The organism is Escherichia sp. Lx600-2 (assembly GCF_036662595.1).
Taxonomy (GTDB): Bacteria; Pseudomonadota; Gammaproteobacteria; order Enterobacterales; family Enterobacteriaceae; genus Escherichia; species Escherichia coli.
Genome location: NZ_JAYQWM010000029.1, coordinates 22,711 through 36,953 on the forward strand (window position 1 = coordinate 22,711; position 14,243 = coordinate 36,953).

The 14,243-nt window shown below is 56.0% G+C and carries 11 protein-coding genes; 4 read left to right on the plus strand and 7 right to left on the minus strand.

Features of this window, described 5'->3' with window-relative positions:
- Positions 1-96: 96 nt before the first annotated feature.
- Genes wzc through OQV04_RS12665 form a run of 3 tightly spaced genes read right to left on the minus strand, consistent with a single transcriptional unit; the run spans position 97 to position 3,844 of the window.
- Positions 97-2,259 (minus strand): tyrosine-protein kinase Wzc, encoded by a 2,163-nt coding sequence (wzc, locus tag OQV04_RS12655; RefSeq protein ID WP_001575938.1) that lies wholly within the window; start codon positions 2,257-2,259, stop codon positions 97-99.
- A gap of 2 nt (positions 2,260-2,261) precedes the next feature.
- Positions 2,262-2,705 carry a low molecular weight protein-tyrosine-phosphatase Wzb gene (gene wzb, locus OQV04_RS12660; RefSeq protein ID WP_001575940.1) on the minus strand — a complete coding sequence of 148 codons (444 nt, stop codon included), beginning with the start codon at positions 2,703-2,705 and terminating at the stop codon, positions 2,262-2,264.
- A gap of 5 nt (positions 2,706-2,710) precedes the next feature.
- Positions 2,711-3,844 (minus strand): polysaccharide export protein, encoded by a 1,134-nt coding sequence (locus tag OQV04_RS12665; RefSeq protein WP_024193904.1) that lies wholly within the window; start codon positions 3,842-3,844, stop codon positions 2,711-2,713.
- Between the two features lie 643 nt (positions 3,845-4,487).
- Between OQV04_RS12665 and OQV04_RS12670 the strand changes: the two genes are divergently transcribed.
- Positions 4,488-6,068: a TerC family protein gene (locus tag OQV04_RS12670; RefSeq protein WP_001575942.1), complete on the plus strand. Its 1,581-nt coding sequence runs from the start codon at positions 4,488-4,490 to the stop codon at positions 6,066-6,068.
- 39 nt (positions 6,069-6,107) lie between these two features.
- Here OQV04_RS12670 and asmA read toward each other — a convergent pair whose 3' ends face one another.
- The 3 genes from asmA to udk form a co-directional block, all read right to left on the minus strand.
- A complete protein-coding gene (gene asmA / locus OQV04_RS12675) occupies positions 6,108-7,952 on the minus strand; it encodes an outer membrane assembly protein AsmA (RefSeq protein WP_274446641.1) in 1,845 nt (614 codons plus the stop codon).
- 26 nt (positions 7,953-7,978) lie between these two features.
- Positions 7,979-8,560, minus strand: a complete 582-nt coding sequence (gene dcd / locus OQV04_RS12680; protein WP_001575944.1) for a dCTP deaminase — start codon at positions 8,558-8,560, stop codon at positions 7,979-7,981.
- 77 nt (positions 8,561-8,637) lie between these two features.
- Positions 8,638-9,279, minus strand: coding sequence for a uridine kinase (gene udk / locus OQV04_RS12685; protein ID WP_001575945.1), 642 nt, complete (start codon positions 9,277-9,279; stop codon positions 8,638-8,640).
- Between the two features lie 355 nt (positions 9,280-9,634).
- Between udk and OQV04_RS12690 the strand changes: the two genes are divergently transcribed.
- Together OQV04_RS12690 and OQV04_RS12695 are read left to right on the plus strand one after the other, a co-directional pair.
- Complete coding sequence (locus OQV04_RS12690; protein WP_050559433.1) at positions 9,635-11,278, plus strand: PAS domain S-box protein; 1,644 nt, start codon at positions 9,635-9,637, stop codon at positions 11,276-11,278.
- Positions 11,279-11,299: 21 nt separating this feature from the next.
- On the plus strand, positions 11,300-11,905 hold the full coding sequence (locus tag OQV04_RS12695) for a diguanylate cyclase domain-containing protein (protein ID WP_001575947.1): 606 nt from the start codon (positions 11,300-11,302) through the stop codon (positions 11,903-11,905).
- On the opposite strand, the gene alkA is transcribed toward OQV04_RS12695, so the two are convergent.
- Positions 11,842-12,699, minus strand: a complete 858-nt coding sequence (gene alkA / locus OQV04_RS12700) for a DNA-3-methyladenine glycosylase 2 (protein ID WP_001575948.1) — start codon at positions 12,697-12,699, stop codon at positions 11,842-11,844. The genes OQV04_RS12695 and alkA overlap by 64 nt on opposite strands.
- Before the next feature lie 148 nt (positions 12,700-12,847).
- Between alkA and yegD the strand changes: the two genes are divergently transcribed.
- Positions 12,848-14,200, plus strand: a complete 1,353-nt coding sequence (yegD, locus tag OQV04_RS12705) for a molecular chaperone (protein WP_001575949.1) — start codon at positions 12,848-12,850, stop codon at positions 14,198-14,200.
- Positions 14,201-14,243 lie beyond the last annotated feature (43 nt).

Consider the following 14,243-nt stretch of genomic DNA (forward strand, 5'->3'; position numbering starts at 1 on the left):
TCCCCTCACCCTAACCCTCTCCCCAGAGGGGAGAGGGGACCGTTCGGTTTTCTCCCTCGCCCCTTTGGGGAGAGGGCCGGGGTGAGGGGGATGTTATTATTTCGAATCCGACTGATACTCGTACTCGTAGTACCCGTAATCCTGGTATCCCGTCGCGCGGCGGAAGATCGAGTTGAGGATAACCCCTTTCACCGCAATGCCATTCTGCTCAAAGCGGCTCAGGCTGGTTTCTACTTCCTTCAGGGTGTTAACCGCATAGCGCGTGACCATCAAGGTGGTGCCCGCGTGGCGACCAACGATAGCGGCATCGGTAACCGCGAGAATCGGCGGCGTATCGATCAGCACCAGGTCATAGTTCGCTGAACCCCACTTCAGCAGCTCGCTAAAGCGCTCGGCCATCAACAGCTCCGACGGATTTGGCGGGATCTGCCCGCGCGGGATCAGGTCAAAGTTGGCAACCGACGTCCGTTTCGCGCTGCTTTCAAACGCCGCTTTCCCCACCAGCACCTCGGACAGGCCGTTATCATTGGTGGTGCCGAGCAGTTCGTGGGAATAGCCTTTACGCATATCGCAGTCGATCATCAGTACGCGCTTATGGGTCTGGCTGATCACCGCCGCCAGGTTGGCGCAGACGAAGGTTTTACCGATAGACGGGCTGACCCCGGTCATCATCAGCACGTTGTTCGGCGCCTGCATCATGGCGAAGTGCAGGCTGGTGCGCAGGCTGCGAATGGCTTCGATCGCCAGGTCGGTCGGGTTACCCACCGCCAGTAGCTGGCTCTGCTTATAGCGCTTCACACCGTTGACGCTCTTCACGCTATCGCGCGATTTTTGCCACTCGGAGAGCGGAATGCTGGCATAAACATTGATGCCATGCTCTTCGAGCACCTGTGGGCTTTCGATACCGCGGTTAAACAGCGAGCGCAGCAGCACGCCGACGATCGACAACATCAGGCCGAGAATAATGCTGCCCAGCACGATCAACGCTTTCTTCGGCTTCACCACCCCCGGCTGAGTAATTGCCGGGTCGACAATCCGCACATCGCCGACGGTGCTCGCCCGGGTGATTTTCAGCTCCTGCTGTTTATTCAGCAGTTGCATATAAACCTGTTGACCAGACTCCACGTCACGGGTCAGGCGTACAATCTCCTGCTGGGTTTTCGGCATCGCCGTCACGCGTTTGCTCAGCTTGGCCTTCTCTTCTTCCAGCGCCCGGCGTTTTTCCAGCAACGTGCGATAGGCCGGGTGGATGCGGGTATACAGCTTGGAGATTTCCGCTTCGCGGAACGTCAGCTCGTTCAGCTGCGCGTCGATGTTCACCATCGAATCGAGCACCGATTTCGCTTCCAGCGGCAGGTCTACGGAGTCTTGCTGCTGACGGTAGGTATTCAGTTTGTTTTCCGCCACGTCCAACTGGCTGCGCACCTGTGGCAGCTGCACTTCGAGGAACTCGAGGCTTTTCGCGGCTTCTTCCGATTTGCGCGCCACGTTCTGCGCCACGTAGTTGTTGGCGATACTGTTGAGGATGTCGCGGATCTGATCTTTGTCTTCACCCACCATCGTGAGCGTCAGCACACCGGACTCTTTACCATCCTCGGTGACGCTCAGGCTATTTTGCAGGTTATTGATCATCCCCAATGTTGAATATTTGGTGACGGTAAAACTCGCGCCATCGTGGGCGGCGATCCCGGTAACCAGCAGCGAAACGCCGCCTTTATTCAGCGTCTCCCCGACCTTCCCTTCTGCGCTAAAACCGTCGTCGTTGCTCAGGCGATAGCGCGTTGGGTTGATAACCTCCAGCGTAAAGGTGCTGTCGGCCATCGAGGCCGGGCGATTAAAGGCGCTGACCTTCACCGTCTCATTCTGGCGGCCCATCAGCCGTTCCCAGCCCGCCCCCAGAATCGGAAAGGTGTTTTTGCTCACGGCAATATCCAGCCCCAGATCCTCAACGGTTTTCCCGAGCACCATACGCGAGGTGATCATCTGGATTTCCGCCTCGGAGGCCGGCGGCTTGCTGGTGAGCGCGTTGCTGATATCCTGCACCAGCGCGCTGCCCTGATTTTGCTCAATGCGCACCAGTGCGTCGGCGCTGTAAATCGGCGTGGCGAACAGCGCGTAGACAATCGCCAGCGCGGCAAACAGGGCGGTAATGCCGATGACCCACCATTTGGCTTCCACCACGGTGCCCACAAGGCGACCAATGTCGATCTCATCGTTGCCCGAGACCGATGGGCTTATCTGTTTTACTTTATCTGTCATGGTTATCCCTGCTGTGCTTTCAGTGCCTGCGCCCACTGGCTGGCAGACCTGTCGAGTAACTGGTACACCGCTTCAAATGCCTCCCGGCTTTTGCGATACGGATCGGGAATCTCGCGTTCGTTATCCCAATGACCAAACAGCATGACCTTGCCGCGCATCTCCGGCGCCATTTCATGCAGGGTGGCGACATGACGTTTTTCCATCGCCAGAATCAGATCGTACTCACGACACATACGGCCAGAGATCTGTCGCGCGCAGTGCCCTTCCAGCGAAATCGCGTGCTCGGCGGCAACGCTCGCGGCGCGTTCATCCGCCGCTTTACCCACTAATGCTCCCAGCCCCGCCGATTCGACGGTCAATGACGGCAGATGGCTGCGTAGCAGCCGTTCCGCCGTGGGGGAACGACAGATGTTCCCCACGCAAACCACAAGAATTTTGCTAAACATGACGGTTACCAGGTATGAATGTCTTTCGCCGAATCGGTCATGTAGCGAACGCCACTGATGGTCGGCAACAGTTGGTTGATCAGACGGTTCCAGCGAGCAACCGGTGCGGTGGTGACGTAAACCACGTCATACGGCTGGAGAATAAAGTTGGTTGCCATGACCAGTGAGGTCGCATCAGACATATCCAACTGATAGATGTTGGCCATCTTGCCGTTGTTGCCCGCTTTGGTTGGACGAATCACGAAGATACCGCTGGCATTGGAGGTCGTCAGGTCGATGCCTTCCGCCTGGCCGAGCGCTTCGGTCAGCGTCATGCCGCTGAAGTCCATTTTGAGCGTGCTCTGTTTTTTCACTTCGCCCATCACGAAGACCTTGAGATCATCGTTACGCGGTACGAAGAGGATATCGCCCGGATAGAGCAAGCGGTTCTGGCTCAGATCGCCGTTTTGCATCAACGCCTGCACTGAAATGCGCTGTTCTTTGCCATCGTGAGTCAGTACCACGTTGCGCCAGTCGGCCAGTTCGCTCAGACCACCCGCCGCGTTGATCGCGTCCAGTACCGTCAGCGGTACGTTGGTGATAGCCTGCTGGCCGGATTTGTTCACCTGCCCGGAGACATACACTTTTTGCGAACGGAAGGCGGCAACGTTCACGTCAACCTGCGGGTCGGTGATGTAGGCGGCGAGACGCTGGGTAATGGTCTGGCGAATTTCCGCCAGCGTGCGCCCTTTCACCTGCACTTTGCCAATATAGGGATAGAAAATGGTGCCGTCCGGCTGGACCCAGTTACCGGTATCGCTGGAGCTACGGTACTGCCCCGCCGGGGTGGTCAACTCCGGGTGATCCCACACCGTGACGTTCAGCACGTCGCCTGAACCGACGCGATACTGGTAATTGCTTAACTCCTGATCCAGCGACATGTTCGGTTGCGCGACGTTGGGACGTGGGCGTAATTGTTCAATCAGTCGCGGGGTCAGCGGATAAACATTCACCATCCGGCCAATGTCATAATCAGCATCCTGCTGCTTAATCACATCTTTTCCATAGGTAGACATATTGCTGCCTGGAAGTATGGTGCAACCACTCATCAAGCTTACCGACACCAATAATGGCATCAATTTTAGTTTGGATTTCATCATTGATTATTTATCACTTTGGCAGAAAATTATCCTGTGCGAATTATATTAATCCGTACGATTTGATTACCTGTAAACTCACCATGCATTTATTTGCCGATGAATATAACTGGCATATATCCTAAAAAAGTTGGGATTCATCCGCAGGCTATTGACAGAATAATTCAGGCTTTACGTCACGCCTTCAGGCATGCTACTGCCCTTGGCTTTCAGCTACCAATTCACCTAAAAATCATGTTGTTATAGGAAACCCACCCATTCATAAAAAGAATAGAGAATATTCCTGGATATATAATTGCAGGGATAACATCCCCTGCATGACTATTTTATGACGCACATAAATGGCTATTCCATTCAGTACCGAGAGAATTGTTGCAGTTAAGCGAATAGCAGGCAAGGTAACTGCCGCTTAAAAAATATTTTTAAGAATAATATTAAGATTAATTAATCGAGTATTTTTAGGAATTTCTTTATATTGACAGATTACAGAGTGAGTTTCTCACCATCAAATATTTCACGGGAATATTATCCCCTATTTTCACAATATCCTTAGATTTTGTCATGATAAATCACAGGCAGACGTTGCATTTTGCCGCGGCTTTATCCATGATCAATTTGTCTTGTAACATAAGGTTTTAACCAACGTATGGAATGGATTGCCGATCCCTCTATTTGGGCGGGACTCGTGACGCTGGTCGTCATTGAGCTGGTTCTCGGAATTGATAATCTGGTGTTTATCGCCATCTTGGCGGAAAAGCTGCCGCCAACCCAGCGCGACCGCGCGCGCGTCACCGGGCTTATTCTGGCCATGCTGATGCGCCTTCTGCTGCTGGCCTCTATTTCGTGGCTGGTCACGCTCACCCAGCCTTTATTCAGCATCCGTGATTTCACCTTCAGCGCCCGCGACCTCATTATGCTGGTCGGCGGCTTCTTCCTGCTCTTTAAAGCCACGGTAGAGCTCAACGAGCGGCTGGAAGGGAAAGACAGCGATAACCCTACCCAGCGGCGCGGCGCGCGCTTCTGGGGCGTAGTGGCGCAGATTGTGGTGCTGGATGCCGTTTTCTCGCTCGACTCGGTGATTACTGCCGTCGGCATGGTCGACCATCTGGCGGTGATGATGGCGGCGGTGATTATTGCCATCAGCCTGATGCTGCTGGCCAGTAAAGCGCTCACCCGCTTTGTGAACAGCCACCCGACCATTGTTATCCTGTGTCTGAGCTTCCTGTTGATGATTGGCTTTAGCCTGGTGGCGGAAGGCTTTGGCCTCGTCATACCTAAAGGTTATCTGTACGCGGCTATCGGTTTCTCAGTGATGATCGAGTTCTTAAACCAGCTGGCCATCTTCAACCGTCGTCGCTTCCTCACCGCTAACCAGTCGCTGCGAAGCCGCACGACGGAGGCGGTTATGCGCCTGCTGAGCGGCAAGAAAGAGGATGCCGAGCTGGATGTCGGTACCGCCTCGCTGCTGGTGGACCAGGACGATCAGCAAATCTTCGACCCGCAGGAACGGCGGATGATTGAGCGTGTGCTCAACCTTAACCAGCGCACGGTCAGCAGTATCATGACTTCACGTCACGATATCGAGCACATCGACCTCAGCGCGCCGGAAAGCGAAATTCGCGCGCTGCTGGAGAAAAACCAGCATACCCGCCTGGTAGTGACCGGCGGCGATGACGAAGAAGATCTGCTCGGCGTGGTGCACGTCATCGATCTGTTGCAGCAGTCGCTACGCGGTGAGCCGCTGGATCTGCGCGTACTGATCCGCCAGCCGCTGGTCTTCCCGGAGGCGCTGCCGCTGCTGTCAGCGCTGGAACAATTCCGTAACGCGCGAACCCACTTTGCCTTCGTGGTGGATGAGTTTGGTTCGGTCGAGGGGATTGTGACGTTAAGCGACGTGACCGAGACCATTGCCGGTAACCTGCCAAACGAGGCTGAAGGGATTGATGCGCGCCACGACATCCAGAAAAATGCCGACGGCAGCTGGACGGCAAATGGCCACATGCCGCTGGAAGATCTGGTGCAGTACGTTCCGCTGCCGCTGGATGAAAAGCGCGAGTACCACACCATTGCCGGGCTGCTCATGGAACACCTGCAGCGCATTCCCACAGCCGGTGAAGAGGTGCAGATTGGCCCGTGGACGCTGAAAACCTTACAGGTCGAGAGCCACAGGGTACAGAAAGTGCAGATTATCCCGCCGCCGCAGGAAGAGTGGGATTACGAAGTGTAATATTTTCCCGGCGGCGCCATGCCGCCGGGCTTAGGGATGTTACTGCTTATCGAGGAGCTGCTTCACGTCTTTACCGGACTGGGTATTCTTATTGCGTTCCGCCCAGTCATTTAACCGACGCTTCGCCTCGTTCTGTAGCTGACGGCGCAGTATCTGGTCTACCTGCAAACTGTAGTTCAGGGCTTCCCATTTGCCGTAAACGCGCAGCGGAATAGCCGTAGACTTCAGAATATCCACCAGCTTGCCCTGCCCCTGCCAACCATCAGTAACCTGAATACCGAACTGCAGATCGCCTTCCTCTTTCATCAGATCGAGAGTGCCTTTGCCGGTCATCTGCATCAGCGAGGATTTCCCTTTCATGTTACTGAGCGCCAGAATGCCGCTATCGAGGTCAACATCGGTCGTCAGTTCATCCAGCCGCGTGGCGCTGTCATAGTTCTCCTGCGCCTGCACGTCTGTACTACGCTCAACCGCCTGCTGAACCAACTGCTGGAAGTTCAGCCCTTCGGTACGGGTGTCTCTTAGTTCAAGATTCGCCTGCCCCTGCCAGTCGCGGCGGAAGTGGTTGGCATCAATCACCGAACCCGAAAAATCACCGGCCAGCGACAGTTTGCCCGTCATGTTGATGGGGTAGTTGAAGGCCTTCAACAGGCTGCCAATCTCGATGTTGTCGAGCTTAGGCTGAAATTCGGCCTGCGGAGTCCCACTGCGCGCATCCAGCGTGCCCGGCAGTGACAGTTGACCACCGGCTAATGAACCTTCCAGTTGAGAGATATGCAGCAGCCCACGCTGGTTATCGACCTGCAGGGTCACATGGGTAAACGGCAGCCCGCGCCAGACGATCTGGTTCGCGGTCATCGCAAGCGAACCATCGAAGCTTTTCAGGCCGCTATAAGGCGGTAAATTAACGCCGTTGGCTATCACCGGACGCGGTTTGTTCGGCGCCGACTGTGCCTGCTGCGCGCCACCGCCGAGGAGGATATCCGAGCGCACCAGCAAGTTATCGAGGTTGAGCTTGTCGGACTGAAGGTTCAGCGACCACACCGGCTTATCGCCCAGCACCACGCTGCCTTTACCGGTCAGCGTACTGTCGTTGGCCATCAGATTGAGCGCGTTAAAGCTGAGCGTCTTCGCGTCCTCCTGCCAGCTAACGTTCACGCTACCGTTACCGTTAATGCCCTGAGCCGGAAGATCGGCGCCCTGAAGCTGCCAGCTGATTTGCGACAGCTGCGCATCCAGACTCTGCGGGTAGTTGCCCGCCTGAACGGCGGCGGAGAAACGAAGGGATAAGTCGCGCTGATCGCGGTTCATGCGGCCTGAGAAATCGACGGTGGCCTGATGCCCGGCATCCTGCTGCATCTGCAGATGAATATCGCGGACCGTCATCTGCTCATCACTTTCATGCTGGAATACCAGCACGCTGTCAATGACCTGCAGCCCGGCAATATCGAATGACCAGCCGCGATCGCCAGACTCCTGAGGCAGCGAGGTTCCTTTTGGCGCCACCGGCGCTCGCTGGTCGCGAATCGCCTCGGTTTCCGGCGTCAATTGTACCACCGCGCCTTTGAGCATCACCTGCTCAACCTGCAGCTGATGTGACAGCAGCGGCAGCAGCGCCACGTCGAGACGCATATTGTCTGCCCGCACCAGCGGCGCGCTGGCGCCGGGCGCGGTTAAGGTCATACGTCCGGACAAAATGCTTAGCCGCGGCCAGACGTGCCAGCGCAGGGAACCGTCCAGCTCCAGCTGATATCCGCTGCGCTCAGCCACCTGCTTGATCATATAGCTGCGGAAATCGTTAGGATTGACCAGCAGCACCAACGATGACAGGCCGGCAACCAGTACCACCAGCAGAATCATCAGTGTCGTCAATATTCTTCTCATGGCACCCTCATCCGCTTTGCGATGGGTCAGTCTTTATCAATACGACTGGCAACCGCGCCCTGCTGATCGCGGTATTTGGCATCTTCACGACGGTTGTATGGACGCGCCGCCGGGCCCGACAGAGGTTCGAAGCTCAGTGCACCGATCAGCATCCCCGGACGCAGCGCCAGCGGCAGCTTACCGGAGTTGTAGAATTCCAACACGATGCAACCCGACCAACCCGGATCGATACGGTGCGCGGTGACGTGCACCATCAGGCCCAGACGCGCCAGCGAGGAACGACCGTCCAACCAGCCGACCAGATCCGCGGGCAGCGTGACCGATTCCAGCGTCACCGCCAGCGCCAGTTCGCCCGGATGCAGATAGAAGGCGTCGCCTTCCGCGAGCACAATCTCTTCGCTCATCACACGATTCAGCGCCGCGCTGACTTCCGCTTTCGGCCCGCTTAAATCAATGTAGGCGGCAGTGTGGCCGCTGAAGGTGCGAAACTTGTTGCCTAAACGCACGTCAACGGTGGCACCATTGATACGCTCAATCGGCGGACGCGGGTTAATCGACAGTCGCCCTTCGTCCAGCCAGGCTTCTATATCACGGTCACACAGACGCATATCACTCTCCTTTTGTACGACGGCCCTCTTCCGTCACGGTTGAGGGCGTTTATTGCACGTTACACAATTCGTGTGAGTTATTCAAAAAACTGGCTAATTTTCGCTTTCAGAATATCGATAGCGATGCGGTTTTTGCCGCCACGCGGTACGATGATGTCGGCGTACTGCTTGGACGGCTCGATAAACTGCAGGAACATCGGACGCACCGTTTTCTGGTATTGAGCCATCACGGAGTCCATGGAGCGACCACGTTCGTTAACGTCACGCTTAATGCGGCGCATCAGGCAGATGTCCAGCGGCGTATCGACAAAGATAGAGAAGTTCATCTCTTCGCGCAGACGCGCGTCGGTCAGCAGCAGGATCCCTTCAAGGATGATCACTTTCTTCGGTTCAATATGAATCGTTTCCTGCATGCGGGTGTGTTCGACATAGCTATAAACCGGCAGTTCAATTGGGTTGCCGCGCTTCAGCGTTTGCAGATGCTGGAACAGCAGGCTGTGGTCCATCGCGTTCGGGTGGTCATAGTTAGTTTTAACCCGATCTTCCATCGACAGATGACTTTGGTCTTTGTAATAGCTATCTTCAGGAATGACACCGATGTGCTCATCGCCCACCTGTTCGCGCAGTTCGCGATACAGCGTACTAGCAATAAGACTTTTACCTGAAGCCGATGCGCCGGCGATGCCTACAATGACGCACTGATGAGACTTATCAGTCATAAATTTTGCGACCCGATTAACCTGGATGTTAGGAAGGACGGCACGAATAGACAATATTATTCAAGAGGAAACGTTCCGAATAGTCACGTGTATCAGCGCCAAACGCGGCAATTATAGGGATTTCAGGGCAACGATACTAGTCGAATACAACGATCGGCGATGACAAAAGGAGAAACGCCCGTACGTCGGATTCTACTGACGTCATACATTAACGAATATGATATTACAGGTGACACAAACTGATGATTATTGTCAATTAGCGTCACATATCTGATAAATTCCGCTAATGTTGTTGCATAATCACGGCTTAATTCAGCATGGCCGGAGCAGCGTCGCCTCCGGAAAAACAGTGGTAATGAAGAACAATATCAGCGTTAACCCTCTCCGCCCCTCGTCACAACAGCACTCACTGCAAATACTGTTTGGTTTGTGGGCAGCGACATTTTTGTTCACCCTCTTTTCATTATCACTCATGCACACTCACAATGTGCTATCGCCGGTCTGGTTTCCGACGGCCATCATGACCGTCGCCTTCTACCGTGTTAAGCGTTCGCTATGGCCCTGCATGAGCGTTGCTGGCGTATTGGGGATTGTCCTCGCCACCGAGCTTTACGCTCCCGAGCAGAATGGACTGTTACACCCGTTGACCAATCTTATGGAAGCGCTGGTTGGCGCGTTACTGCTGCGCCGATGGCTGAACCTCGACAACCCGCTAAGAAACTTACGCCACTGGACTCAAATGGCGATCGCCACCGCGCTGATCCCGCCATTGTTGAGCGGTATTGTAGTGGCCAGTTTGACGCCCGGAGGCAATGCTTTCCAGACCTTACTGGTCTGGATGCTTTCGGATGCCTCAGGCGCCCTGGCGTTAGTTCCGCTGGGAATGCTCATCCGGGCAGACTATTTTCAGCGTTATCGTAACCGCACGCTGCTGATCTCGACGATTCTGACCGCAGCCATCACCCTCGCGCTCAGCGTAATCGCCATGTTGTACATGCCCTGGCCGTTTACCTTCATAATGGTACTCATGATGTGGAGCGCGGTACGTCTGCCGCGTATTGAAGCCTTCCTGATCTTTTTACTCATCATTATGATGGTTCTGACCCTCTCCGCGCAGCATCCGCTGGTGCAGGAGAACATCGAAAACACCCTTAACAACTACCGGCTGAGCAATATGCTGGGGCTGCCATTCCTGATGGTGCAATTGCCCACAGGGGTAATGAGCATCGCGATGTATGCCGTATACAGTGAACGGCGTCGCATTGCGGAAAGTGAAACCCGCTTTCGTAACGCCATGGAATACTCGGCCGTCGGCATGGCGATAGTCGATGCCTATGGGCAGTGGCTGCAGGTCAATAAAGCGCTGAGCAAGTTTCTTGGATATCCCCCTGACGAACTGCATCAAATGACCTTCCAGCAGGTCACTTGGCCGGAAGATTTAGCACAAGACCTTGAACAGCTGGACCGTCTGACGCGTGGCGAAATTGAGAGCTACTCGCTTGAAAAGCGCTACCGTACCCGCCAGGGCGAGGCGGTCTGGGCGCTGCTGGCCGTCTCGCTGGTACGCAACGCTGATGGAACGCCGCTCTATTTCATCCAACAGATTGAAGATATTAACGATCTGAAAAAGAGCCGCGAAGCCAACAAACGGCTGATGGCGGAGATAACCGAAACCAACGAAGCGTTGTTCCAGGAAAAAGAACGCCTGCACATCACTCTCGACTCCATTCATGAAGCGGTGATCAGCGCAGACAGCCAGCAAAACATTATCTTTATGAACCCGGTTGCCGAGAAAATCAGCGGCTGGAAGCAGGCTGAGGCGCAAGGGAAATCATTGCACGAGGTGCTGTATATTACGCAGGGAGACCAGGGCCCGCGGCTGGAGAATTTGTACAGCGATGAAAACCTGGATAGCGATATTGAGTTGAACAAAGTCCTGCATAGCCGCTACGGCGGCAGTTTTGATATTCACCACAGCATGACCCCGCTCAGTACCTAGGAAGGCGAGCATATCGGTTTTGTGCTGGTCATTCAGGACGTCACGGAATCGCGCCGCCTGCTGCGCCAGCTCAGCTACAGCGCCAGCCACGACGCGCTCACCGGGTTGCCCAATCGTTCCAGCTTTGAAAGCCAGCTGAAAGGCCTGCTGAAATCGTTGCCCGGAGGACATCAGTCGCATGCGCTGGTGATGCTCGACCTCGATTTCTTCAAAGCCGTCAACGACAGCGCCGGGCACGCTGCCGGTGACGCGCTACTGCGTGAAATTGCCGGGCTAATGCGCTCGCTGCTGCGACCGGGCGATATTCTGGCGCGACTTGGCGGTGATGAATTTGGTTTTATTCTGCGTCACTGCTCTACCGAGCAGGCGCTGAGCGCCAGCGAGCGCATTGTCGATGCCATCAAACATTACGAATTTTTCTGGGCAGGACGGTTGCACCGTATTGGCGCCAGCGCGGGGCTGACGTTGATTCACAACCATAACGCCCAACTGGCGGAGGTGCTGGTTCAGGCCGATGCCGCCTGCTACACCTCAAAAAATAACGGTCGCGGTATCGTGACGGTTTATACCCCGGTACATTCTTCCGGCGACCAGTCGTCGGCGTGCCAGATATGCAATAACGCGTAAGATCGCCAGGGCTGCCAACGTTCGGCATAACGGCGAATCTGCGCGGGCGTCATACCCGGGAAGCGCTGCTTAATCAGGTAGTCGTCCGGCAAAAAGATATCTTTCGCCTGCCAGGCGCGCAGGGCAAAGTAGTTTGCCGTCCAACGGCCAATGCCGGGATATTGTTGTAGCGCCTTTAGCGCCTGATCCACATCGTCTGGCTGCGTTTGCGGCAGTTCTCCGCTATGCGCACGCTGGGCAAAATGTATTAACGCTTCCGCCCGTTTGAGCGGCATGCCCAATGCTTTCAACGCCGCCGGGTCCGCCGCCGCCAGCCGCTCTGGCGTTGGGAACAACGAGAAAGAGGCGTCCTGTGCGAGCGGCTCGCCATACAGCGCCACCACTTTACCGGTCAGCTTCGCGGCCATCGTCACGCTCACCAGTTGCCCGAGAATCGCCCGCACGCCCTGTTCAAAGGCGTCCAGCGCGCCAGGCAGTCGTAACCCCGGCTTTGCCGCCGCCAGCGTTCCGAGCGCGCGCGATATTTGTTGTGGATCGCAGTGCAGATCCAGCAATTTCGCCACCCGCATCAACGCTTCGTCAGCGACTGGCAGCAACCCGGCGGAAAGCGTGACCCGCAGCACCTGGCGCGCGGGATCCGGCGTCATGGTGATAAGCCCATGGTGTGGCCCGAGCCCCCAACTGCGGGTATAGCTTTGATCATGGAAACATTCGATACCTGCGACCGCACGCGCCTGTAAAAAACCGAACATCCAGCGCCAGTCATATGGCGGCAGCCAGGGCAGTTCAAACATCCTTTATCCTTCTCGTCAGACAGCAAAGATTTCGTTACAGCATAGCGGTTAATCAATGGGAAAACCTTGCTTTCATATTCCTGTTGCCGCCATCACCACATTCCGCTAAAGTCGCCCCCCTTTCTTCACTGGCATGGGGATGATTGACGTGTTTATTGGTTTTGACTACGGGACGGCGAACTGCTCTGTCGCCGTGATGCAGGATGGCGCACCGCGCATGCTGATGATGGAAAACGGCAGTTCCCTACTGCCGTCCATGCTGTCGGCCCCGACCCGCGAAGCGGTCAGCGAGTGGCTGTACCGCCACCATCAGGTACCGGCAACGGGTGATGAAACTCAGGCGCTGTTGCGTCGGGCGATGAACTACAACCGCGACGAAGATATCGAGGTACTGGGCAATAGCGTGCAGTTCGGCCTCGCGTCGCTCAAGCAGTACATCGACGATCCGGAAGAGGTGTACTTTGTTAAGTCGCCTAAATCCTTCCTCGGCGCTAGCGGGCTGAAGCCGCAGCAGGTCGCCGTCTTCGAAGATCTGGTCTGTTCGATGATGCTGCATATTCGCCAGCAGGCGCAGTCACAGCTTCAGGAAACCATCGAGCAGGCGGTAATTGGTCGCCCGATTAACTTCCAGGGTCTGGGTAGCGATGAAGCCAACACGCAGGCGGTAGGTATTCTGCAACGCGCGGCGCAGCGTGCCGGCTTCCGCGACGTGGTTTTCCAGTACGAACCGGTCGCCGCCGGTCTGGATTTCGAAGCCAGCCTCAGCGAAGAAAAACGCGTGCTGGTGGTCGACATCGGTGGCGGCACCACCGACTGCTCGGTGCTGCTGATGGGGCCGCAGTGGCGGACCCGTCATGACCGCGAACAGAGCCTGCTCGGCCACAGCGGCTGTCGCGTGGGTGGTAACGATCTGGACATCGCGCTGGCGTTTAAAAGCCTGATGCCGCTGCTCGGCATGGGCGGCGAAACCGAAAAAGGCATCGCCCTGCCCATTCTGCCGTGGTGGAACGCGGTGGCGATCAACGATGTTCCGGCGCAGACCGACTTCTACAGCTCAGCCAATGGCCGCCTGCTGCGTGATCTGGCGCGCGATGCCCGCGATGCGGAAAAGGTCTCCCTGCTCTACAAGGTATGGCAGCAGCGTTTAAGCTATCGTCTGGTGCGCAGCGCGGAAGAGAGCAAAATCGCCTTGTCCGAAAGCGCACAAATCGATACCCACCTGCCGTTTATCAGCGACACGCTGGCCACCGCCATCAGCCAGGACGGGCTGGAAGCGGCGCTGAACCAGCCGCTGACTCGCATTCTTGAACAGGTGCAGTTGGCGCTGGAAAACAGCAGTGAAAAGCCGGACGTTATCTATTTAACCGGCGGCAGCGCGCGCTCGCCGCTGATTAAAAAAGCGCTGGCCGAACAGCTGCCTGGCATTCCCGTTGCCGGTGGCGACGATTTTGGCTCGGTCACCGCCGGTCTGGCCCGCTGGGCGCAGGTGGTTTTCGCCTGATCTATCGCCATTGACTTCGCTGTTTTTTCGACCTATTGTAAAG

Coding starts and splice junctions, on each gene's coding strand:
- wzc (WP_001575938.1), bottom strand. CDS start 2,259: ATGACAGATAAAGTAAAACAGATAAGCCCATCGGTCTCGGGCAACGAT.
- wzb (WP_001575940.1), bottom strand. CDS start 2,705: ATGTTTAGCAAAATTCTTGTGGTTTGCGTGGGGAACATCTGTCGTTCC.
- OQV04_RS12665 (WP_024193904.1), bottom strand. CDS start 3,844: ATGATGAAATCCAAACTAAAATTGATGCCATTATTGGTGTCGGTAAGC.
- OQV04_RS12670 (WP_001575942.1), top strand. CDS start 4,488: ATGGAATGGATTGCCGATCCCTCTATTTGGGCGGGACTCGTGACGCTG.
- asmA (WP_274446641.1), bottom strand. CDS start 7,952: ATGAGAAGAATATTGACGACACTGATGATTCTGCTGGTGGTACTGGTT.
- dcd (WP_001575944.1), bottom strand. CDS start 8,560: ATGCGTCTGTGTGACCGTGATATAGAAGCCTGGCTGGACGAAGGGCGA.
- udk (WP_001575945.1), bottom strand. CDS start 9,279: ATGACTGATAAGTCTCATCAGTGCGTCATTGTAGGCATCGCCGGCGCA.
- OQV04_RS12690 (WP_050559433.1), top strand. CDS start 9,635: ATGAAGAACAATATCAGCGTTAACCCTCTCCGCCCCTCGTCACAACAG.
- alkA (WP_001575948.1), bottom strand. CDS start 12,699: ATGTTTGAACTGCCCTGGCTGCCGCCATATGACTGGCGCTGGATGTTC.